This is a genomic window from Deinococcus sp. YIM 77859 (genome assembly GCF_000745175.1).
Taxonomy (GTDB): domain Bacteria; phylum Deinococcota; class Deinococci; order Deinococcales; family Deinococcaceae; genus Deinococcus.
In genome coordinates, this window is record NZ_JQNI01000002.1 from 1816823 (window position 1) to 1836139 (window position 19317).

Below are 19317 nucleotides of genomic sequence, written 5' to 3' on the forward strand. Positions count from 1 at the left end.
AAAAAGGCCAGACCGGAGGTGGTCTGGCCCTTCTCTAGAGAGAAATGTTTATGGGCGCTGAAGGCCGAACACCGGGCTGGTGTACGTCTCGATGTGGTTGGGGTTGCTCTCGTCACCCAGGGCCTTGAGAACGCGCAGGCGCAGGCGGTAATCACCGTTGGCAACAACGCTCCCGTCGGCCAGCGTGCCGTCCCAGGTCCAGGTGAAGTAGGCGTCGCTGCCCGCGCCGGTGTAGCTGTTGCTGGCGTTGCGGCGTACGTACTCGTCGCGCGAGACGGTGCCGATGAGGTTCCCGTTCGCATCCAGCACGTCCATCTCAATCCAGCGCGACTGGTGCGCGAGGTGCACCCACAGGCGAGGGTAATCATCGATCAAAAGCGGCTCCTCGCCCTCATCAGCCACATTCACCTTCCCCAGCGTGAAGACGGGCTTCTCGGTTGGGTTCACGCCTTCGAAGTACACCTGACCCTCGACCGCGTCGTACAGAGCCGGGAAGTCACGGGCCGTGTTGCCCAGGCCGTAGCCCGGCAGCGAGATGTTCCCCAGCACCTGAATGCTCTGGTAGTCCCCCTTAAAGCCGCCGTAGGGCACGCTGAGATTGGTGCCAACGCTGCTCTCCAGCCGGATGTACCCCCCGTACTGTGAGCGGTCTGGGGCGCTGGCGGGCGGCGTGACCGTCACATTCAGTTCCGCGCGGCTGAAGGGCTCGATGGTGATTGTGAGGGCGTTTGCACTGCTGTCTACCGCTTGCCCGTTGATGCTGACCGAAGCATAGGCCGCAGAGGGCTGGGGCGCGAAAGTCGTGCCGCCGATCGTCAGTGCGGGGACGTGGTACACACGGTAGGTCTGCTTGAGGGGACTGTCGTTGTGAACCGTCAGCACCTTGGTGCGGGTGGGGAAAGCGTCACTCTCGCCCAGTGCGAGCTTGCTGGGGGTCACGCTGGTGCCCGTCGACATGGCGGCAAGCGCCGCAGGGGCGTTGATCATCCCTGCACCCTGGCGCTGCACGTAATCCACGTAGGTGGTGATTTGACCGTTGAGGAAGAAGTTGATGGGTTTTGCCGTGTTCTGGAAGAGGCGGCGAGCTTCCCCGTCCACCGAGGCGAGCTGCGGATTGGCTTCCAGCATCAGCGCGGCGACGCCCGCGGCGTGCGGCGCAGCCATGCTGGTGCCACTCAGAACCGCATACCCGGTCGCCTCAATGCTGAGGGGATAGGTGCTCTTGATCAGGCCACCAGGCGCGGCAATATCCGGCTTGAGGGCGAGGTCGGGCGAGGTGCCGTAGCTGGAGAAACTGCTCAGGGTGTTGCCGGTGGGGTTGCTGAACAGCTGGCGCTCACCGGTAAAGGTGACGCGAGGCGCGCCGCCAGCGTTGATGGCCGCATCCAGCCGTGCGCCGTCGACATTCGAAAGACCTACCACAGGAATCTCGATCACAACGTTGTCGTTGGCCAGGCTGGGCGCCACCGAGGGCGTGATCACGCCGTAGGTGTTGTTGTAGATCAAGACAGCCCTCGCCCCCGCCGCCTGGGCGTTGAGCACCTTTTCACGGAAGGAGCAGGTCCCACGCCGAATCAGCACGGCCTTCCCAGTCAGGCTGCCGGGGGCGAAGGGGCTGGCCCCGTTCACCGTGCAGCCGTCGTTGGTGGTGGTCGTGGTGCTTCCTGGAGCCTTGGTCAGCTCGAGGCTGAGGCCCGTTGCGGGACTGGGCGCGCCGCTCGCCACCGCGTACCCCAGGCGGCTTCCGTCCGTACTCAGCGTGAGCACGCTCAGCTCCTGCTTGGTGTTGTCTACCGAGGCGACGGCAATCACGTTCTCACCCAAACTGGGCGCGCCCGTCGCGTACTGACCGTTGGTGCCGCTGTTGCCCGCCGAGACGGTCACGATCATGCCGCGCTTGGCAAGGCGGCTCGCCGCCTTGGCGGTGGGGTACTCGGGCCACTGGAAAGAGGCACCGATACTCATGTTGAGCACCTGCATGCCGTCGGCCTCGGCCCGCTCCATCGCCTGAAGCATGATGTCCGCGCTCGTCGAGCCCTCGCAGCCGAACACCTTGTACGCCCCGAACAGCACATCGGGGGCTACTCCCTTGAACCCGTTGGTCGGGTCATTCGCACCCACGATGCCTGCGACATGGGTGCCGTGCCCACCACAGTCATCGGGATTGTCGTCGGGAACGGGTGTATAGTTGCCATTCGTCCCGAAATCGTCCCCCACAAAGTCGTACCCGGTGATCACGCGGCCCCGGAAAGCCGGGTGATCCAGGTCAATCCCGGTGTCCATAATGGCGACCTTCACGTTCTTGCCGGTCAGCCCCAGCTCATCACGAACATAGTCCGCACCGGTCATGCCCACAGCGGTCTGCATCTGGGGCTCTGCCGTGTCCGGTGCGCGCTCGGTCACGGGCCGCTCGATCTTCACCACTGGGAACACGTTCAGAACGCCCGGCAGGCGGGCGATACGCGCCGCCTCACTCGCGCTGGCTGTCACGCTGAACCCGTTGAAGAGGCGCTGGTAGCTGGCGAACTCTCGCAGCTTGATGCCCGCCTGGGCTGCCCGCAGGCGGAACTCGGCCTGCTGGCTGCGAATGCTCTGCGCACCGAGCGCGGTGGGGTCACCCGTCAGCTCGATGAAGTACCGTCCACTCTCGCTGGCGACGATGTCTTTGCCGCTCACCTTGACTGCAGTTCCAGAGGAGGTCTTGGGAGCGCCGGTAGACGTGCTGGGCGTGCTACCGCAAGCCGCGAGAGCGATGGCGGCCGTCAGCAGCACGAGGGCGTTGCGGGTGGTGTTCAAGATCAAGTCTCCTTATAGGGGATCCAGAGAGGCGAAGCCTTAACGGCGACTGAGTTCCAGACGGTACTGGTTGGTGATCCGGTCGTCGGTCGCATTGGGATCGTCGTAGATGTCGAAGCTGGTCACCAGGATGTAGTAGGTGCCCGTCTGCGGCAGGTTGAACAGCAGTTCGGAGTCAAAGCCCGCTCCGCTGTCATCGTCCTTTTCCAGGACAGTCTTGCCGTCGGGCATCAGGACCATCACGTAGGGATCGAGCGTGCTGTTGGGGAAAGGACCGCTGCTCGTCTTCACCGTGAGCCGCAGACGGTCCCCGGCCTCGCCGGTGAAGCGGTAGTAATCCACGTCGCGCGGTGCCCCGGCAATCCAGGCGTCCACCGCCTGCCCAAGGGTGATGAGGGTCGCCTGAGCGGGGGTATCGTTCACCTCTGCGGGATCGAGGGCGACAGTGATCGTCTGGCTGGCTTCCGCCGTCTGACCGGCGGTGTCGTACGCCCGCACAGTGATGACATGAGGACCGTTCTGGAGGCGAGTGAACGTCAGGGTAGCTCGGTAGGGCGCTTCGATGTCGACTGCTTGCCGCACGCCGTCCACGTAGAACTCGACCCGGCTGATCCCCCGGTCGTCCTGGGCGTCCGCCGTCACCACAACGCTGTTCTCACGCAATAGTGTGTCGCTCGACAGGCTGAGGCTCACGGTGGGCGGCGTGTCAATAGCCACGGTGAAGGTAACGGTGGTCTCCCCCACGTTGCCCTGCGCGTCGTAGGCGCGAACCGTGATGGTGTGCGGGCCATTCTGTGCGGCCGTGTAGGTGTGTTCCAGCGAGTAGGGCGCTGTAGTGTCCTCACCGAGCTTGGTCTCGCCCTCGTAGAACTCCACCTTGGTGACGCCCTGGTTATCGGAGGCATCCGCGGTGATCGTGACCCTGCCGGGGCTCACCTGGGTGACCGTGGCCGTCACGGTCGGCTTCACGTTGTCCACGTTCACCGTGATGGTCTTGCTGAGTTCGGTCACGTTCCCGGCGTTGTCGTACACCTTGACCAGGATGGTGTGCTCGCCGTTTTGCTCCGCCGTGTAGGTGAGGGCCGCGGTGTAGGGGGCCGCCGTATCCGTCGCGACCAGCTTGCCACCATCGTAGAATTCCACCTTGGCAATGCCGCTCGCGTCGCTCGCCGTCACATTGACGGTGTAGCTGGTCGGGCTGTTGGTCACCACCTCCATATTGGCGACGGGCTTGATGGTATCTGCGGGTGGGGGCGTTGTGGTCGAGATATTGACTGAGACGTTGGTCGTCGCCTCCGCCATATTCCCAGCCGCGTCCACAGCCACCGCACGGTAGGTGACGGTGCCGTTGTTGGCGGCGGTCAGGTTATCCGTCACCTCGTAGGGTGCCGTGGTGTCCTCGCCGAGCTTGGTGTCACCGCGGTAAAAGGTCACCTTGGTAACACCCACATTGTCGGTCGCCGTCGCCACCAGCCGAACACTCCCCGCACTGCTGAGCGTCTGGGGCGTTGCGGTCAGGCTGACTGCGGGTTTTTCGGTGTCCTGGGCAGGCGGTGCCTGAATCCTGACGGTCAGGGTGGCGGTGGCGCTGCCGCTATTCCCCGTCGGGTCCATCGCCACCGCCTTGATGGTGTGGGTTCCATTCTCGGCGGCCGTGTAGCTGCGGCTGAACTCATAGGGCGCTTCGCTATCGGTGCCAAGGAGCGTCTCACCGTCATAAAACGCCACGCTCTTGACTGCCACGTTATCCGACGCCGTGGCCCTAAAGACCACCGCACCCGCCGCACTCAGCTCTGTGGTCGAAAGTTCAAGGGTGACCGTAGGTTGGGTCGTGTCGGATAGGCTGCTGCAAGCCGAAAGAAGCAGAGCAGTCAACAGGGCCAAAGACAAACCGCGCTGTGGTTTCATGAACACTCCTAGAGAAGGAAGCAGCCGAGCAGCCCGATCGGACAGGCGGCAGGGAAATGGGCGGGCCAGCAGGCCCCAGTTGTCTGACGGTGTGAACTATAGTCGGCTTTTTGCCAGGAAGCAAATCCATTTGCAATCCGCCTCTCACGAGACGAGCGGCTCAGCGCAGGCGCTCTGCGGGTCCCAGCGCGACCACCACCGGTGCGGTGAGCGGGCAGAGGTCGAGCACCGCGCGCACATCCGCGAGCGTCACCCCGGCATAGCGGTCAACCTGCTCGGCAGTGCTCAGCGGACGACCAAGCGCGAGAAAGTCGAGACCAAGCGCAAAGAGCCGGCCCTGAGGCGTCTCGGCCCGCAGCAGGGTCGCGACGGCGAGTTTGCGGGCTGCACGGCGCACCGCGGCCTCGGTGAGGGCATCCGGAACGGCGCTCAGCACCGCGCGGTAGGCGTCCATCACCTCCTGTGCCCGCTCGGGATCACAGGAGAAGCCGCCCTCAAACACCCCGGTGTCGCGGTATTCAAGGTGGGTGAGGTCGGCACTGTCACTGAGCCCGGTGTCGAGCAGGGCCCAGTACAGCAGACCATTCTCACCGCCGATCAGCTCGGCAAGAACTGCGGCAGCCTCACGGAGCGGGTGTGTGGCGGACAGGCCGGGCAGGGCAAGCGCGACCTGCTCCCGCGCGAGATGCGGATCCCGGAGGAGACGAACCGTGCCGGGAGCGGGGGGAGGCAGGGAGGCAGCCGGCGCCAACGCGGAGATTCCAGCCGGCCAGTCGCCCAGGGCTGCCTGTGCCCAGGCCAGCACCTGGCCAGGGTCAAAGGCCCCCACAACGGCCAGGGCCACCCGCTCCGCCCCGTAGCGTTCGCGCCAGTTGCGCAGCAGGGCCGCGCGGGTGAGGGCCCCTACCGTCTGGGGCGTTCCCAAGACTGGATGCCCCAGGGGATGCGTGCCCCAGTAGGCCGCGCGCAGGGCGTCGGCGGCGCGAACGGCGGGCTGCTCAGCGTACATGGCGATCTCTTCGAGAATCACGCCGCGCTCGGTTTCGATGTCACTGGCCCGCAGGGCTGGACGCAGCAGCTCGGTGAGGGTGTCCAGCAGTTCAGAGGCCTGTTCCGGCAGGGCCGCAGCGTGGTAGACCGTGACTTCCTCACCGGTAAAGGCGTTGGCGTGCCCGCCCAGCTCGTCGAGCCGCCGGTTGAGCTCGGCGGCGTCTAGGCGCTCAGAGCCCTTAAACATCAGGTGTTCGAGAAAGTGCGAAACCCCCAGCTCCTCTGGGCGCTCGTCCCGCGCCCCGGTCGCCACGAAGTACCCGGCGGCCACGGTCTGTGCGTCCCCATCCGGTTCGAGGAGAAGGGTGAGGCCATTGGAGAGGGTATGCCGCTGCGTCACGCGTGTGCCTCCCCGGGACCCAGCGTCACGACCGTCGCGTATGGAACGGGATCATAGCCAGCCAGGAAAGCGTTGACCTCCTCCAGGGAGAGGGCACCGAGCTCCGCGCGCAGCTCAGCCACGCTCCGCACGCGGCCAAACACCGCCAGATCACGGGTGAGGCCGCTTGCCCGGCCACGCAGGCTCTCTGCTCCAAAGACCACACCCGCGACCAGCCCGGCCCGAGCACGCCCGAACTCGGCTTGGGAGAGGCCCTGCGGCAAGCGGGCGAGTTCGGCCAGCAGCACCTCCAGCGTCTCGGGGGCGCGTTCCGGCGTGCTGCCGGCATACGCGGTGAGAAAGCCCTGTCCGCCCAACAGAACGGACGACGCCTGAACGCTGTACGCGAGGCCGCGTTCCTCACGCACCGCGTGAAAGAGGCGGCTGGCACTTCCCCCCGAGAGCGCCGCCAGAGCCACCTGCCAGGAGAGCCAGTCGGGGCTGTGGGGCGAAACGCCCGGCGCCGTGACGCTCAGATGCGTCTGCTCGGCGTCCTCGTGGGGGAGGTGGACCCGTCCGCCCGGCTGGAAGGCGACGGGCACCACGTCGTGCTGCCCCCCCTGCCAGTCCGCGAAGGTCCGCTCCAGCAGCTCCCGTACCTCCGCCGGATCGGCATCGGCGACCAGACCCAGCACGCTTCCCCGCGGGCCGTAGCGAGTCAGAAAGGCGCGCAGGCTCTCCACGGTGAGCCGGGCGAGGCCCTCTAAGGTGCCGCTCACCGGATGCGCGAAGCCCGCAAAGGACGAGCCGGGCACCCGGGGAAAGGCCAGCCGCCGGGCCGCGACGGCGAGCAGATCGGGAGGACTGTCCTCTAAGCCTTCCAGGTCCTGCCGCGCAAGGTCAACGAGAATGGGCAACTCCTCGGGCGGGAGGGCAGGCCGCCGCAACAGGTCGGCGATCAGGGCGAGCGCGGCGGGCAGGTCCGCGGTGAGGCCGCTCACCCCAAAACGGGTCGCCTCTATTCCGGCCCCCCCACTCCGGCGCAGGCCCAGGTCGTCGAGCGCGTCCTGAAAGGCGCGGGCGTTCCGGCCACCCGCCCCCTTGTAGAGCCACTCTTCCAGCACACCCGCAGACCCCTCGTGGCCCACCGGATCATGGGCGCTGCCCACCGGAACGCGCAGGTCCAGCGCAAACCCCACCCCCCGGCGGCGCTCGAAGGCGGCGGTGAGGCCATGTTCCAGGGTCCACACGTGCGCGCTCGGCGCAGCCACAATCGTCACCGGGGGATTGTAGCGCCGCGCCGGGGGAACACCGGGAGCCAGGTCACCGGGTCCCTCGCAGCTCCGGGGGCGGCGGGGCCTCCAGACTCAACCGCTCACCCGTGAGGGGATGGGTGAAGGTCAGGCGCTCGGCATGGAGCCGGTATCCACCGTCCCCCGGCAGGCCGGGCAGCTCCGGTCGGGGCAGGCCGCCCGGACCATACAGCGGGTCACCCACGAGCGGATGACCAACCGAAGCGAGGTGAATACGAATCTGGTGCGGGCGGCCGGTGTGGATGTCCACCCTCAAGAGCGTTTCCCCCGTCGCGGGCCGGCGCTCCAGCACGCGGGCCACGCTGCGGGAAGGCTTGCCCGCTGCATTCGCCGCGAACACGGTACCCAGGCGCGGATGTGGGACCGGACCGATGGGCGTGGTGATGACGTACTCCTCCTTGACCACAATGCCGCTTGCCAGCGCCCGGTACTGCTTCTGCACGGCGTGCTCCCGCCAGGCCCGCGCCAGAACAGAAGCTGCCTGGGGGCAGCGCGCAAACAGCACGAGCCCCGACGTGCCGCGGCCTAGGCGGTGCAGGGGCCGGGCTGCGGGAAACTCGGCCTGCACGAGCGCCAGCAGCGTATGCCTCAGGAAGCCCCCGCCCGGCAGCGTGGGGAGCCCGGACGGCTTGGCGACCGCGAGCAGCGCCGCGTCCCGGTGGACCAGGTCGTAGCGCAGCGGCACGTCCTCCTCCTCCCAGGGTGGCCGCCGCCATTCGAGGATCTGTCCGGGGCGCAACCCTTCTGGGCCATGGACGAGCCGACCGTCCAGGCGCACCTCGCCGCGTTCCAGCCTGGCGCGCCAGTCCTCCTCTGCGGAATGCGGGTAGTGACGGGTCAGGTACGCGAGCACGGTCAGCCCCTGGGCCCGGCGACCCAGCTCCTCACGGTAGGTGTAGCCGTTATTGAGGGCCATCACCGCAGCCTAGAGGCCTGGACGTTGCCAGGGCAGAACGCAGGCGGCGAGGGAATAAACGCCGCTGCCCGTCTGTCGCCCGAGGCGTGGCAGGCGGTATAAGTTCCGGCGTTACTCAGCAACCTGCCGTGCTGGGCGCACCCAAATGAGTCTGTTCCCACTCATAGAATTCCGGCTTGTAGAATTCCAGCCGTACCTTTTTGTATTCCTTCGTCGAGTACAGGATGGCGTGGGGAATGCCGGGCGCGACTTCCTCCTCGATCGCCTTGATCTTGCCAAACGCCTCTTCCTTGCTCCGGCCGTGGACCATCGTGAAGATGGTGTAGGGCCACTCGGGGTAGGTGGGCCGCAGGTAACAGTGCGAGACCGCCTTGAACTCGGCCATACGGCGGCCCAGCGCGGCCACCTGGTCCTGGGGAACAGCCCAGACACCCATCGCATTGAAGGTAAAGCCTGCTTTCTGATGGCGGAACACGGCGGACACGCGCCGAAGCGCTCCGGCCTCCTTCATCTTCTGGGCATGTGCGGCAAGTTCATCGATACTGAGCCCCAGAGCGGCGCAGGCAGCCGCGTAGGGCTCTTCTGTCAGGGGCAGATCCTTCTGGAACTCCAGCACAAAGGCGCGGTCGAGCTCCGTCACCTGATACCCGATGTTGCGCTGCTCGTTGGTGTACTGCGGTTTCGCCTTGGCGTTCCAGTCCTCCTGGCCGGTCATGTCAAACTCCACGCCGATCTTGAAAAGGTGCAGCGTGGGCATCAGACGGGTGACCCGCGCGCCGCTGAGTTCGTGCAGCCTCTGCACATGGGCTTCGAGATCACTCTCGGGCGGCACGGCGATCGTGTACCACAGGTTAAAGCTGTGGTTGCGCTTGTAGTTGTGGCTGACGCCGGGGTGCCCGCTGACGATTTCGGCCCCCGCGTCGAGCTGTTCCTCGTCGTACTCGGCGGCAACCAGGCTGGACTGGTAGCCCAGGGTCCGGGTGTCAAAGATGGCGCTGATCTGCCGCAGCACGCCTTCCGCCTTCACCTCGCGCAGGATGCTCAGGGCCTCGCCCTCGGTCAGCCCCACTTCCTCCGCGAGGACGCGGTAGGGGCGCTGCACGATAGGAATATCGCGCTGAATTCGGTTGAGCAGTTGTTCACGCGGCGTCACCGCCGTGGGGGTGGGAGCGGCAGCAGTCATGCCCCTACGATACGCCCGCACAGCACGGCAGAACGTCCCCGAACGAACGGTCAGGCCACAAGTTTAAGCAAGCGCCGTGTCGCCCTTCTGATCGCTGGCCGCTCGTGTGGGCCACAATACCCCCATGGTCACCGCAATCGTGATGGTGCAGGCAGAGAGGCAGCGCATTCAGGAAACCGCCGAGGCGCTGGCGGGCGTGCCGGGTGTGCGGGAAGTGTACAGCGTGACGGGCGAATGGGACATCGTGGCTCTGCTGAAGCTGGAGCGGTACGACGACCTGGCCGATGTGGTGACGGGACACCTGCGCAAGGTGGAAGGCATCCTACGCACCCAGACCATGCTGGCCTTCCGGACATACAGCGAGGCACTGCTCGACCAGGGCTTCGGCGTGGGCCTGGACGAGAGCCGGCCATCCTGATCACGCTGGCCTAAGTGGCAGGCGGCTACAGTTCCGCCCTTCCGGGAAACGACAACCGGAAGTGCTCCACCTCCGCCACCCGCCACCTTTTGGCTTCTCGCTCCGCTCGAGGTGATGATCGCATCATCACCTGCCAGCGACTTATTTGGTGGGGCAAGAAAACCGGCACACCCCCACCCACCGCCTTGCCCTGTCGTTTGAAGAGCCTTGGCCAGTCAGACGAACACAACGTGGAAGCAGCGCGGTGACGTTCTCTGAGTGAATCGCCGCGCTGCTGAATGCCCAAAAGGAAACGCTCCCTAGCAGGACCAGAGCGCAGGCAGAGAAGAGGCTCCGAAAGCAAGAGGGGAACGCTTTACAGGTACAGGGGGGCGGTTCATACTCTGAGAACGGAGGAGTTCGACATGCCTTACAAGAAACTGAGCGAGCAGGTCCAGGAATTGAGCAATCCCCAACGCAGCGATGCGTTTGTCAAGCAGTTTCGTGAGGCTGTGCGGGAAGGCAAGTTCGATGCGATCAATCTTCCGGAGCGCTTCACTCTGCCCAAGCAGTTCAGCCGCCGGGGTGCAGAAGGCAAGTACCAACGCGACACCAAAGACATGCTGTTTGAAGTGACGCCCGCCTTTGAGGCGTGGTTCGAGCAGACAAACCAGGAGCTCGCCGCTCAGCGTCGCCCCAGCGCACTCAAGCCCACGGTGGAGAACATCGAGGCGGGCCTGGTGGATTTTAGGGCGCTCGCCGAAGAAACCCGCCGCAAGATGCAGGCCAGCTACGAGAAGGGCCAGGCCCTCGGTCGCAGCCGTGCCCGCAGCACCAAGAGCAGCAGCCGCAGCCGCGCCCGGGCCAAGTAAGGCAGAACGGCCAACCGGGGCAGGCGAGGCGGGGGTTCTGTCTCCCCTGCCCCGCTGCCTCTTCGCTGAGCCGTATGCTGTTTGGAATGATGGTGGCCACGCCCAATCCACACACCAACAACACCCCTTCTCCCCCCCGCCGGGGCCTACTGATCGTGATGACGGGTGCCTCCGGCGTCGGCAAAGGCACGCTGCGCGAACGGTGGTTGGCCGGGCAGGACGTGTTTTACTCGACCTCTTGGACCACCCGTGAGGCGCGGCCCGGCGAACAAGACGGCGTGGACTACATCTTTGTGACGCCCGAGGAGTTTCTGGAAAAGGCGCGTCAGAATGGCTTTCTGGAGCACGCACAGTTTGTAGGAAACCACTACGGCACGCCCATTGAGCCCATCGAGGAGGCGTTGCGCCGCGGGCAGGACGTGGTGCTGGAGATCGAGGTGGAGGGGGCGATGCAGGTCAAGCAGCGCATGGGTGAGGCAGCAGTGTTGATCTTTATCATGCCGCCCAGCCTGACCGAGCTGCGCCGCCGCCTCACCGGCCGCGCCACCGAGACGCCCGAACGAATCGAGAAGCGCCTCAACCGCGCCCGTGACGAGATTATGGAGGCGCATGCCTTTCGGTACGTGATCGTGAATGACGACCTTGACCGCGCGGTGCAGGAATTGCGGGCGGTGCAGCGTGCCGAGCATGCCCGGCAGCTTCCCGAAAGCGAGTGGACGGCTGAGGACCGCGAAGCGCTGCGCATCGCGGAAAGGGTGCGCAGCAGCGCCCTTACCCGCGAGGATCTCCGGCGCGTGGTCGAAAGTTGAGCGGAGGCAAGGCAGTGCCACTGGAACTGGTGCAGGGCGATATCGGACAGGAGCGAACCTGCGCGGTGGTGACCGCCGCGAACAGCGAACTCGCGGGTGGGGGGGGCGTGGACGCCGTCATTCACCGCGCAGCGGGGCCGGAGCTGCTGCGTGCCCTTCGCAGGATCGGCGGTACGCCCCCGGGGACGGCCGTCATCACCCCGGCCTTCAACCTGGCGGCTCAGGGAGTACGCTTCGTGATTCACGCCGTCGGTCCGGTCTGGCGCGGCGGCGGGCAGAACGAGCCGGCTCTCCTCGCGGGCGCGTACCGCGAGAGCCTGCGTTTGGCTGTAGAGCAGGGCTGCCGCTCGGTGGCCTTTCCAGCGATCAGCACCGGCGTCTACGGCTACCCGAAAGAGGAAGCGGCGACCGTCGCCCTGAGGACCATCCGGGATTTCCTGCGCGAACACCCCGACCTCACCGTACGGCTCGTGCTGTATGACGGCGGTACCCTGAACGTATTCCGGCGAGCTCTTGCCCACCTGGAGTAGACCGCAGGCCGAGTGTTCCGCAATCCAGCCGGGAACTCAAGCCCTGTTCTTCATCAGGAAGGCTGCGAGACGTTCCAGCTCCCAGCTCAACATCCGCTCGGCAAGCGGGTGTTTTTCTTGCCGTCGCCAGCCGCCTCTTGTGGCGCTGGCTGGCGATAGACCGAGCTTGGGGGAACCCAACACGTCGAACGTTTCCATGCCACTCTTCGCGCCACCTTGCCCTTCCTGGTTCGCCACAGTCTCTCGTTCTGCCGTCAGCAGCCAACCTCGAACTCGTCGTCTGAAATGCATACTCTTGACCCCGTTCGTATCTCGCGCTATTCTTTAACCATCACCGCCCAAAAGGCGGCTTTTTTGTGCCGTGCTGCGGCCCGCCCTATCCTGGGCGGCATGGGGAACTCTTTCCGCACGGTGTACGGAAGCGTGCAGCCTCTGGACTGGCTCTGCCTCGCGCCCCATCCAGATGACGCGGAGATCGGGGTGGGCGGGACGCTGATTCGCCTCGCGCGGGCGGGGCGGGCGGTCGGCGTGCTGGAACTGTCGCGCGGCGAGCGGGGAACGCAGGGCACACCGGAGGAACGGGAGGCCGAATGTGTGGCAGCGGCGGCCATCCTGCGCCTGGCCTGGCGGGGACAACTGGGGCTACCGGACGGGGCGCTGGCAGACACGCCGGAGGGAGCCGCGGCCCTGGCGGTTACCCTGCGCACGCTGCGGCCGCGGGTGCTCGCCGTTCCCCATCATCAGGACCGCCACCCGGACCATTTCGGCACGTACCACCTCGCCAAACGAGCGGTGCACCTCGCAGCCCTGCGCAAGGCGGATGTGCCCGGGGAGCCGCACCGTGTCTCGCGGGTACTGCTGTACCAGGGCAACGCGGACATCCGCGCGACCCTGCTGGTGGACGTAGGCGCGGTGCAGGCGGAGTGGGAGGCCGCAGTCCGCGCCCACGTGAGCCAGTTCACGGGAGCCGCAATCTCCGAGACCGTCACCCCGGAGATCGTCGAGCGCCGCCGTGCCCGCCAGATGTATTGGGGAACACTGGCCCGCGTGCGCTACGCAGAAGCCTTTGAGCTGGAAGAGCCGCTGCTGGTAGACCCACTGGGCTTGTGAGACTCCACGGATCCACCAACTTTGGGTCAACGCGGGGCCTTTTGCCCACACCCTTGCTCTGGAGTCACTTGGGAGAGGGCGCAGCGCGGATGACCGCTCGGCCCGGCCACAGGTAGTACCCCTCGGTGAGCAGAAACACGGCGGCTCCCAGCAGGAACACGCCCGGCGGGCCGAAGCTGGCCCAAACCAGCCCCCCCAGCGGGGGACCAACGGCATAGCCCAGCGCCTCCACCGCCATGACGGTGCCCCACGCGGCAGCGCGGTACCCAGACGGCAAGACCCGTCCAACCAGGCCGTTCCACCCCGCGACAAAGGCCCCATACCCCAGGCCCAACAGCGGCGCGAGCAGCCACAGTCGCCCTTCTAATCCCGGCAGGGCCGCCAGCAGAAAGGTGAGGGCCAGCCCCAGCAGTCCGGGCGTCAGGGCGAGGCGCGGATGGATCCGGTCGGCCAGCCGGCCCGCCCCCCACAGGCATGCACCGAACACCATGAGGGCCAGCAGACCCGGGCCGACCAGGTCCCCCAGCCCCAGGCCCAGCCGTGCCAGGAGGGGGTAGAAGAGGGTCACCAGCAGCCCCGGCGCGAGCGTCTGGGCAAAGGCGGCCGGCAGCAGCGCGGCCACCCGGCTCCAGCCCTGCCGGATGCTTCCCATTGGGGCCGTTCTGCCCGGAAGCCGCAGCCGCAGCAGGCTAAGCGCCAGCCCCAGCGCCCCCACCTGCGCCCCGACCAGAAGGAGCCAGGCCACTTCTGGCCGGGCCTGCATCAGCGGCCCCACGCCCAGCACGCCCGTCAGAATGGCGGGAGCGACACTCAGGCTGGACACAGCGAGCGCCCGCGCCGTGCGCCCCGGAAGCGCCAGCGCCTGCGAGGCGCTCATGACGCCCGGCCACAGGGCCGCGTAGCCCAGGCCCCACACGCCGCAGCCCAGCACGCCCCAGAGGGGCGACGGGGCGAGGCGCGTGCCCAGCACCACCAGCAGGCCCAGCCCTGCTCCCAGCGTCAGCACCCGTCCCGGTCCCCAGCGTTCGGTCACCAGGCCGACCGGCCCCTTGGCGAGCGCGTCCGCGAGGTAATGCAGGCCCACCATCAGGCCGATCACCGCCGTGCTCAACCCCAGGTCCGGTCCTGCCACCGGCAACGCCGACACGAAAAACCCGGTGCGAACCAGTTCGCCGGTCAGCAGCAGCGCCAGCAGCCGCAGCATCACCAGAGGACGGGTCCAGAGCATCGCTGCTGATTGTACGGGCCCAGCAGCTGTCAGCTCCGTCCCGCAAGGCGCTCGCGCGTGAGGCGCAGCGTCTGTGCCGCCCGCTCTCGGCCCCGCGCCTCCAGCGTGTCCCGCTCGGCCTGCAGAGCGTCCCGCTCCTCCTGGGGGACGTGGGGCAGGTTGATCGTCACGGTGAGCAGAGCGGCGTGTAGGGCACCTTCCAGGATGGCTGCCCCCGCCCCCACGTCACTCGTGACCTCCGGGTGAACCTGGGGGACGAGCCGCGGGGCCTCCTCCAGCGCCTCCACCAGCGTCCGGGCCAAGTGCCGCGGCGTGCGCATCGAGGCTTCTCCCGCCGCAGTCCGCGCCTCTTCCCGCTCGCGCCGCTCCTCCCCGGTGTCTTGCGGCAGGTGCGCTGCCCGCACGTAGGCCTCAAACGCCTGCACGTCTTCTTCCACCAGGGTCTGGAGCCGCGCGCGCAGGGCGCTCAGGGTCGGGAGGACGGGCCGCAACGCCTCCGCCGCCCGCTCGTCCTTGTTCAGGGTGATGTGAAGGGCCATCTCCAGCAGGGCCACGCCAAAGGCCCCGGTCAGCGCTGCCGTAGCGCCACCACCCGGAGTCGGGGCGCCGCTGGCGGCCTCTTGAAGAAGGTCGAGGGCCGGACGCTGCCAGAGGGAAGCCATATCGCACTGTAGCCGTGCGCGGGCCGGAGAACACCTTGACCGTTCCTTGAGGGCCATCCCCCCGTGTGCGAGGATCAGAGGCCGATGCAGCTTTTCCTTCCCGAGCTGGCACTGGTGGTCCTGATGGGCACGGCGGCGGACAGACATATGTTCGCCGCGCGGCATTTCCAGCCCGAAGAGGTACTGGGCGGTGACGGCGTTCTCCTGGACCCTTTGCTGGAGCAAGCGGGCGAGCGGCTGGCGCAGGGGCAACGGACGGTGGTGAACCTGCCCGGCTTTCGTCCCCACGACCGGCGGCGGCTGGTCGAGCTGGCGCGAGCGCACGATGTGGCCGCGGTGGCCCTCGTGCTGGACCTACCCCAGCCGCTGCGGCAAGGACGGCCCTTGCCGGAGACGGAGTTGCGCCGAACACTGGGCAGCCTGGAACGGGAGGGCTTTGGGCAGGTGTGGGTGCTGCGCTCGGCGGCGGAGGTGAACACGGCGCGGGTGAACCGAGTGCCCCTGCCGGTGGACCGCCGAGCGTTGACCGGGCCTTTTGACTTCATCGGGGACGTTCATGGGTGCCGCGCGGAACTGGACGAGCTGCTGAAACAGCTGGGCTATACGGTGGAAGGTGACGCAGCCACGCCCCCACCCGGCCGAACGGCGGTGTTCCTGGGTGACCTGACCGACCGGGGGCCGAACAGCGCGGGCGTCCTGCGCCTGGTGATGAACCTGGTTCGCTCGGGCGCCGCCCTATGCGTGCTCGGTAACCACGATGAGAAGCTGAGGCGGGCGCTGGAAGGCAAGGCTGTTCGCGCTCTGCACGGCCTGGACGCGACGCTGGCGCAGGTGGCGGCCGCCGGGCCGGGGTTTCGGGAAGAGGTGCGCGCCTGGTTGGGAAGTCTACCCAGCCACCTGGTGCTCGACGGAGGGCGGGTGGTGGCGGCGCATGCGGGGTTGCCGGAGCGGTACCAGGGGCGCGTGTCGGGCCGGGTGCAGAGTTTCGCGCTGTACGGGGACGTGAATGGCCGAAGGGATGAATACGGCCTGCCCATCCGGGGCGACTGGGCGCAGACGTATCGGGGCGCGGCCCTCGTGGTGTACGGGCACACGCCCGTGCTGGAGCCGCGCTGGCTGAACCGCACGGTCAACATCGACACCGGGTGTGTGTTCGGGGGGGCCCTGACCGCCCTGCGTTACCCGAAACTGGAGACGGTCAGCGTCGCCGCGCATGCACGGTACGCGGTGCCGAGACGGCCCTTGGAAAGCGTGCCGGGAACTCCTCTTGCCCCCTGAAGCCTTTCCTCTGCTCGGCACCGTGGGCGTGCCTCCCATCAGTTGGAGACAGGCTTTCTATGCTGAGAGGATGCTGTTTTCTGTTCTCCCCGCCCGACGGCTCCGGGTGCGCGGCAGCCTGCGCGCAGAGGCCGTCTCCACCCGATGAGACGCGCGGCTTATCTGGCGCTGCTGCTCCTGGCGGTGGGGTCCTTTGCCTGGATGCAGCGAGAAAATCTGCCGTTTGCGGCACCGGAGCCGAACACGCGCACCCCTACGCCGGGCACCCCGCTGGGTGAGGTGACGGACGCGGCGCTGCGGCAGCTCGTGGCACGGCAGCCCATCAGCATTCAGGCGCTGCGGGCACGGGAGTATCCCGGCAGCGCCCTGACCGTCGTTCGTACCCTGAGCCCCGGGATCAACTACACCCGGCAGATCGTGAGCTACGAGTCTGACGGCCTGACGATCTACGGCCTGCTGACGGTCCCCAACGGCATGCCCCCGCGGGGGGGTTGGCCCGCCATCGTGTTTAACCACGGCTACATCCCACCGAACGAGTACCGCACGACCAAGCGGTATGTCGCCTATCAGGACGCTTTTGCCCGGGCAGGCTTCGTGACCCTCAAGAGTGACTACCGGGGCCACGGGAACTCGGAGGGCGAGGCGCGGGGCGGCTACGACGACCCCGGCTACACGGTCGACGTGCTGAACGCCGCCGCCAGCCTGAAACAAGACCCCCGGGTGAACCGGGAACGCATCGGCCTATGGGGCCACAGCATGGGCGGGCAACTCAGCCTGCGGGCGATGCTCGTGGACCCCGACCTCAAAGCCGCCTCCCTCTGGGCGGGCGTCGTCGCCAGTTACGACGTGTTGGCAACCGACTGGGGCCGCTCACCCGGTGGGGCTGATCGTGTTCTCGATCCCCTCAACCGCCGTTACCTGCGCGCGCTGAGCCCCAATGCCTACCTGGCAGACCTGAAGGGGCGGCCCCTCCAGCTTCACCACGGCACCGCCGACGAGGACGTCCCCTACAGCTTCCAACAGGCCCTGGCGAACGATCTGCGTGCGGCTGGGCAGCCGGTCGAGGCGTACCGCTACGAGGGCGACAACCACAACCTCAGCGGGCATCTGGGGCTGGCGCTGCGGCGCAGCGTGGCGTTTTTCAAGAAGCACCTGTAGGCCCAAAAAGAACGCCTCCCACGGGCAGCACCTGTGGCGGCGCAACCTCAGCGGCTGAGATCGTACCCCGTCACCTTGCTCGCCGGGCTGGGGTTCGCGGCGCTGAGCGGCTTGCGGCGGTCATAGAGGTTCCAGCCGCTGCTCACCGTCATGGCGGGCGTGATCTCTTCGCCGTTCACCTCGACCGCCGGGATCTCACCGCCCACCAGGCTGTAGATCAACCACTGCCGGTTGCGGGCGAAGGGCTCTCCGAGGTTGTACGTGCCCGAGTTGTCGAGGTCGTTATAGACGACGACCTGATAGACACCGGCCACTGTCGCCACGGTTGGGCTGCGGGGCAGATCGAAGCCGAAGGTCCATCCGCCCGCGCCGTCCACCACGTTCTGCGGCTGATTGCCGTCGTTCGTGACCGCCGATGGAAAGCCGACTCCAACCAGCGCGAGCCGCAGGCGGGGACGCTCGCCCCAGTCGCCGCCGATCGTACCGCTCACGTCATAGGCTTCGGGGGGTTGGACGTCGCGGGAGCCACACGCCGTGAGCGAGAGGAGAAGGGGCAGCAACAGAGCAGCGGGGCGCATGAGCGCAGCGTAAACGCCAAGGCGGACGGGCGGGTGAAAGCCTGGGTGCCCTCTCACTTGCCCTGCTGCGCCAGCCGCAGGAAGTAGGCGCTGCTGCGGTCGTTCGGGTCGAGCCTCACGGCCTGCTCATAGGCTTCGGCGGCTCCAGCGTAGTTGTTTGCCTCGTAGCGGACGCGGCCGAGCCAGGCCCAGGCTTTGGCGTACTGCGGGTTCAGGCGCGTAGCCTCCTGGAAGCCGGCCTCTGCGCCGGCCTGGTCGCCCGCCGTGTACCGCGTGTAGGCGCTCCGGAACGTCTGCACCGCCTTCAGCCCGTACTGCTCGCCTTCCTGCGCGAGCGCGAGGTTATAGCGGTCGCTGGCGGTCGCCGTAGGAAGGGCGGCGGCTCCCTGGTACGCCGCGCGGGCAGCCTGGGCATTTCCCAGGGCCAGGGCGAGACGGCCCGCTTCCCGCCACGCCTCCGCAAAGTTGGGAGCAAGGCGCGCGGCCTCCTGAAAACCAGCCAGGGCTTGGGCGTTCCGGCCCGCGTCGAGTTCGGCATAGGCGCGGCTAAAGGCGCGGGTGGCAGCGGGGCCGTAGCGGCTGGCCTGTTCCGCGAGGCTGCGAAAGTACGTCAGGGTCCGGTCACCGGGCCGCAGGGCCAGCGCCCGGCCGTACAGCGTCACCGCCTGGGCGTAGTTCCCGGCTTCCAGAGCCGTACGAGCGGCCCAGGCGGCGCAATCCGCGTTTCGCGCGTCGAGGGCGAGGCAGGCGGTGAAAAAGCGCGCAGCCTCGTCCGGCTGGTTGCGGGTGTACGCGGCATAGCCCAGGTTGTACTGCACGGTGGCAGCCTGTTGCCGCTCCGCCTCACCCGCCGGCGCCGCAGCACGGAAGTAGGCGTCCCAGGCGAGCTCGGCCTGACGCCAGAAGCCGACTTCGGTATAGATCTGCGCGCGCAGCCGAAGGAACTCGGCATTCCCCGGCGCGAGCCTCACCGCCTGCTCGGCAGCGTCGGCGGCCTGCTTCCAAAGGGGCTGGTCGATGCTGGCGCGGCCACTTGGGGAGGTGCGGCGAGCCTCCTCGGCGAGGGCGCGGGCCCGAGCGGCAGCCTGTTCGGCCGTCTGCTGCGGGGCGACGGGGGCCGGGGCGGAGGCTATTGCCTGCGCGCTGGCAAGGCCCCCAAGCAGGGCGGCAGTCAGGATCAGGGCAGAGCGTACGGGCATAGCCTGACCCT

Annotated in this window: 18 protein-coding genes; 7 read left to right on the forward strand and 11 right to left on the reverse strand. The window is 67.3% G+C overall.

Features of this window, described 5'->3' with window-relative positions:
• Positions 1-48: 48 nt before the first annotated feature.
• The 6 genes from EI73_RS16905 to EI73_RS08995 all read right to left on the reverse strand — a co-directional run bounded on the left by EI73_RS16905 (position 49) and on the right by EI73_RS08995 (position 9485).
• Positions 49-2796, reverse strand: coding sequence for a S8 family serine peptidase (locus EI73_RS16905; protein WP_034387972.1), 2748 nt, complete (start codon positions 2794-2796; stop codon positions 49-51).
• Positions 2797-2835: 39 nt separating this feature from the next.
• Positions 2836-4704: an Ig-like domain-containing protein gene (locus EI73_RS08975; protein ID WP_081908991.1), complete on the reverse strand. Its 1869-nt coding sequence runs from the start codon at positions 4702-4704 to the stop codon at positions 2836-2838.
• 160 nt (positions 4705-4864) lie between these two features.
• On the reverse strand, positions 4865-6094 hold the full coding sequence (locus tag EI73_RS08980) for a pitrilysin family protein (RefSeq protein ID WP_034386064.1): 1230 nt from the start codon (positions 6092-6094) through the stop codon (positions 4865-4867).
• Positions 6091-7353 carry a pitrilysin family protein gene (locus EI73_RS08985; protein WP_034386066.1) on the reverse strand — a complete coding sequence of 421 codons (1263 nt, stop codon included), beginning with the start codon at positions 7351-7353 and terminating at the stop codon, positions 6091-6093. Before EI73_RS08985 ends, EI73_RS08980 begins: the two co-directional genes overlap by 4 nt.
• A 43-nt stretch (positions 7354-7396) precedes the next feature.
• Positions 7397-8302, reverse strand: coding sequence for an RluA family pseudouridine synthase (locus EI73_RS08990; protein ID WP_034386068.1), 906 nt, complete (start codon positions 8300-8302; stop codon positions 7397-7399).
• Between the two features lie 115 nt (positions 8303-8417).
• On the reverse strand, positions 8418-9485 hold the full coding sequence (locus EI73_RS08995; RefSeq protein WP_051935464.1) for an Lrp/AsnC family transcriptional regulator: 1068 nt from the start codon (positions 9483-9485) through the stop codon (positions 8418-8420).
• 124 nt (positions 9486-9609) lie between these two features.
• On the opposite strand from EI73_RS08995, the gene EI73_RS09000 reads away from it, so the two are divergent.
• The 4 genes from EI73_RS09000 to EI73_RS09015 all read left to right on the forward strand — a co-directional run bounded on the left by EI73_RS09000 (position 9610) and on the right by EI73_RS09015 (position 12093).
• The gene (locus tag EI73_RS09000) at positions 9610-9903 is read left to right on the forward strand and encodes an Lrp/AsnC family transcriptional regulator (RefSeq protein ID WP_034386070.1); all 294 of its coding nucleotides are present in this window, start codon (positions 9610-9612) and stop codon (positions 9901-9903) included.
• A gap of 404 nt (positions 9904-10307) precedes the next feature.
• Entirely contained in the window at positions 10308-10754 is a 447-nt protein-coding gene (locus EI73_RS09005; protein WP_034386072.1) for a hypothetical protein, read from the forward strand.
• A gap of 86 nt (positions 10755-10840) precedes the next feature.
• Positions 10841-11563: a guanylate kinase gene (gene gmk, locus EI73_RS09010; RefSeq protein ID WP_051935587.1), complete on the forward strand. Its 723-nt coding sequence runs from the start codon at positions 10841-10843 to the stop codon at positions 11561-11563.
• Between the two features lie 14 nt (positions 11564-11577).
• On the forward strand, positions 11578-12093 hold the full coding sequence (locus EI73_RS09015; protein WP_034386074.1) for a macro domain-containing protein: 516 nt from the start codon (positions 11578-11580) through the stop codon (positions 12091-12093).
• Between the two features lie 36 nt (positions 12094-12129).
• Here the strand turns inward: EI73_RS09015 and EI73_RS16305 are convergent, their stop codons facing one another.
• Entirely contained in the window at positions 12130-12291 is a 162-nt protein-coding gene (locus EI73_RS16305; protein WP_156103504.1) for a hypothetical protein, read from the reverse strand.
• Positions 12292-12483: 192 nt separating this feature from the next.
• Between EI73_RS16305 and bshB1 the strand changes: the two genes are divergently transcribed.
• Positions 12484-13203, forward strand: coding sequence for a bacillithiol biosynthesis deacetylase BshB1 (gene bshB1 / locus EI73_RS09020; protein ID WP_034386076.1), 720 nt, complete (start codon positions 12484-12486; stop codon positions 13201-13203).
• Between the two features lie 64 nt (positions 13204-13267).
• On the opposite strand, the gene EI73_RS09025 is transcribed toward bshB1, so the two are convergent.
• Positions 13268-14431, reverse strand: a complete 1164-nt coding sequence (locus tag EI73_RS09025) for an MFS transporter (protein ID WP_034386078.1) — start codon at positions 14429-14431, stop codon at positions 13268-13270.
• Between the two features lie 29 nt (positions 14432-14460).
• Positions 14461-15093: a cyclodeaminase/cyclohydrolase family protein gene (locus EI73_RS09030; protein ID WP_034386079.1), complete on the reverse strand. Its 633-nt coding sequence runs from the start codon at positions 15091-15093 to the stop codon at positions 14461-14463.
• Positions 15094-15177: 84 nt separating this feature from the next.
• Here EI73_RS09030 and EI73_RS09035 point away from each other — a divergent pair, with 84 nt between their 5' ends.
• Positions 15178-16371, forward strand: a complete 1194-nt coding sequence (locus tag EI73_RS09035; RefSeq protein ID WP_034386081.1) for a metallophosphoesterase — start codon at positions 15178-15180, stop codon at positions 16369-16371.
• A gap of 144 nt (positions 16372-16515) precedes the next feature.
• Positions 16516-17529, forward strand: coding sequence for a S9 family peptidase (locus EI73_RS09040; protein WP_034386083.1), 1014 nt, complete (start codon positions 16516-16518; stop codon positions 17527-17529).
• 47 nt (positions 17530-17576) lie between these two features.
• On the opposite strand, the gene EI73_RS09045 is transcribed toward EI73_RS09040, so the two are convergent.
• Positions 17577-18107 (reverse strand): hypothetical protein, encoded by a 531-nt coding sequence (locus tag EI73_RS09045; protein ID WP_034386085.1) that lies wholly within the window; start codon positions 18105-18107, stop codon positions 17577-17579.
• A gap of 53 nt (positions 18108-18160) precedes the next feature.
• Positions 18161-19306 (reverse strand): tetratricopeptide repeat protein, encoded by a 1146-nt coding sequence (locus EI73_RS09050; protein ID WP_034386087.1) that lies wholly within the window; start codon positions 19304-19306, stop codon positions 18161-18163.
• Positions 19307-19317: the final 11 nt, after the last annotated feature.

Bases quoted from the DNA above. Each gene is read 5' to 3' on its own strand.
- EI73_RS08975 (WP_081908991.1), bottom strand. From the start codon at position 4,704: ATGAAACCACAGCGCGGTTTGTCTTTGGCCCTGTTGACTGCTCTGCTT.
- EI73_RS08990 (WP_034386068.1), bottom strand. From the start codon at position 8,302: ATGGCCCTCAATAACGGCTACACCTACCGTGAGGAGCTGGGTCGCCGG.
- EI73_RS08995 (WP_051935464.1), bottom strand. From the start codon at position 9,485: ATGACTGCTGCCGCTCCCACCCCCACGGCGGTGACGCCGCGTGAACAA.
- EI73_RS09000 (WP_034386070.1), top strand. From the start codon at position 9,610: ATGGTCACCGCAATCGTGATGGTGCAGGCAGAGAGGCAGCGCATTCAG.
- EI73_RS09005 (WP_034386072.1), top strand. From the start codon at position 10,308: ATGCCTTACAAGAAACTGAGCGAGCAGGTCCAGGAATTGAGCAATCCC.
- gmk (WP_051935587.1), top strand. From the start codon at position 10,841: ATGATGGTGGCCACGCCCAATCCACACACCAACAACACCCCTTCTCCC.
- EI73_RS16305 (WP_156103504.1), bottom strand. From the start codon at position 12,291: ATGGAAACGTTCGACGTGTTGGGTTCCCCCAAGCTCGGTCTATCGCCA.
- bshB1 (WP_034386076.1), top strand. From the start codon at position 12,484: ATGGGGAACTCTTTCCGCACGGTGTACGGAAGCGTGCAGCCTCTGGAC.
- EI73_RS09025 (WP_034386078.1), bottom strand. From the start codon at position 14,431: ATGCTCTGGACCCGTCCTCTGGTGATGCTGCGGCTGCTGGCGCTGCTG.
- EI73_RS09030 (WP_034386079.1), bottom strand. From the start codon at position 15,093: ATGGCTTCCCTCTGGCAGCGTCCGGCCCTCGACCTTCTTCAAGAGGCC.
- EI73_RS09035 (WP_034386081.1), top strand. From the start codon at position 15,178: ATGCAGCTTTTCCTTCCCGAGCTGGCACTGGTGGTCCTGATGGGCACG.
- EI73_RS09040 (WP_034386083.1), top strand. From the start codon at position 16,516: ATGAGACGCGCGGCTTATCTGGCGCTGCTGCTCCTGGCGGTGGGGTCC.
- EI73_RS09045 (WP_034386085.1), bottom strand. From the start codon at position 18,107: ATGCGCCCCGCTGCTCTGTTGCTGCCCCTTCTCCTCTCGCTCACGGCG.
- EI73_RS09050 (WP_034386087.1), bottom strand. From the start codon at position 19,306: ATGCCCGTACGCTCTGCCCTGATCCTGACTGCCGCCCTGCTTGGGGGC.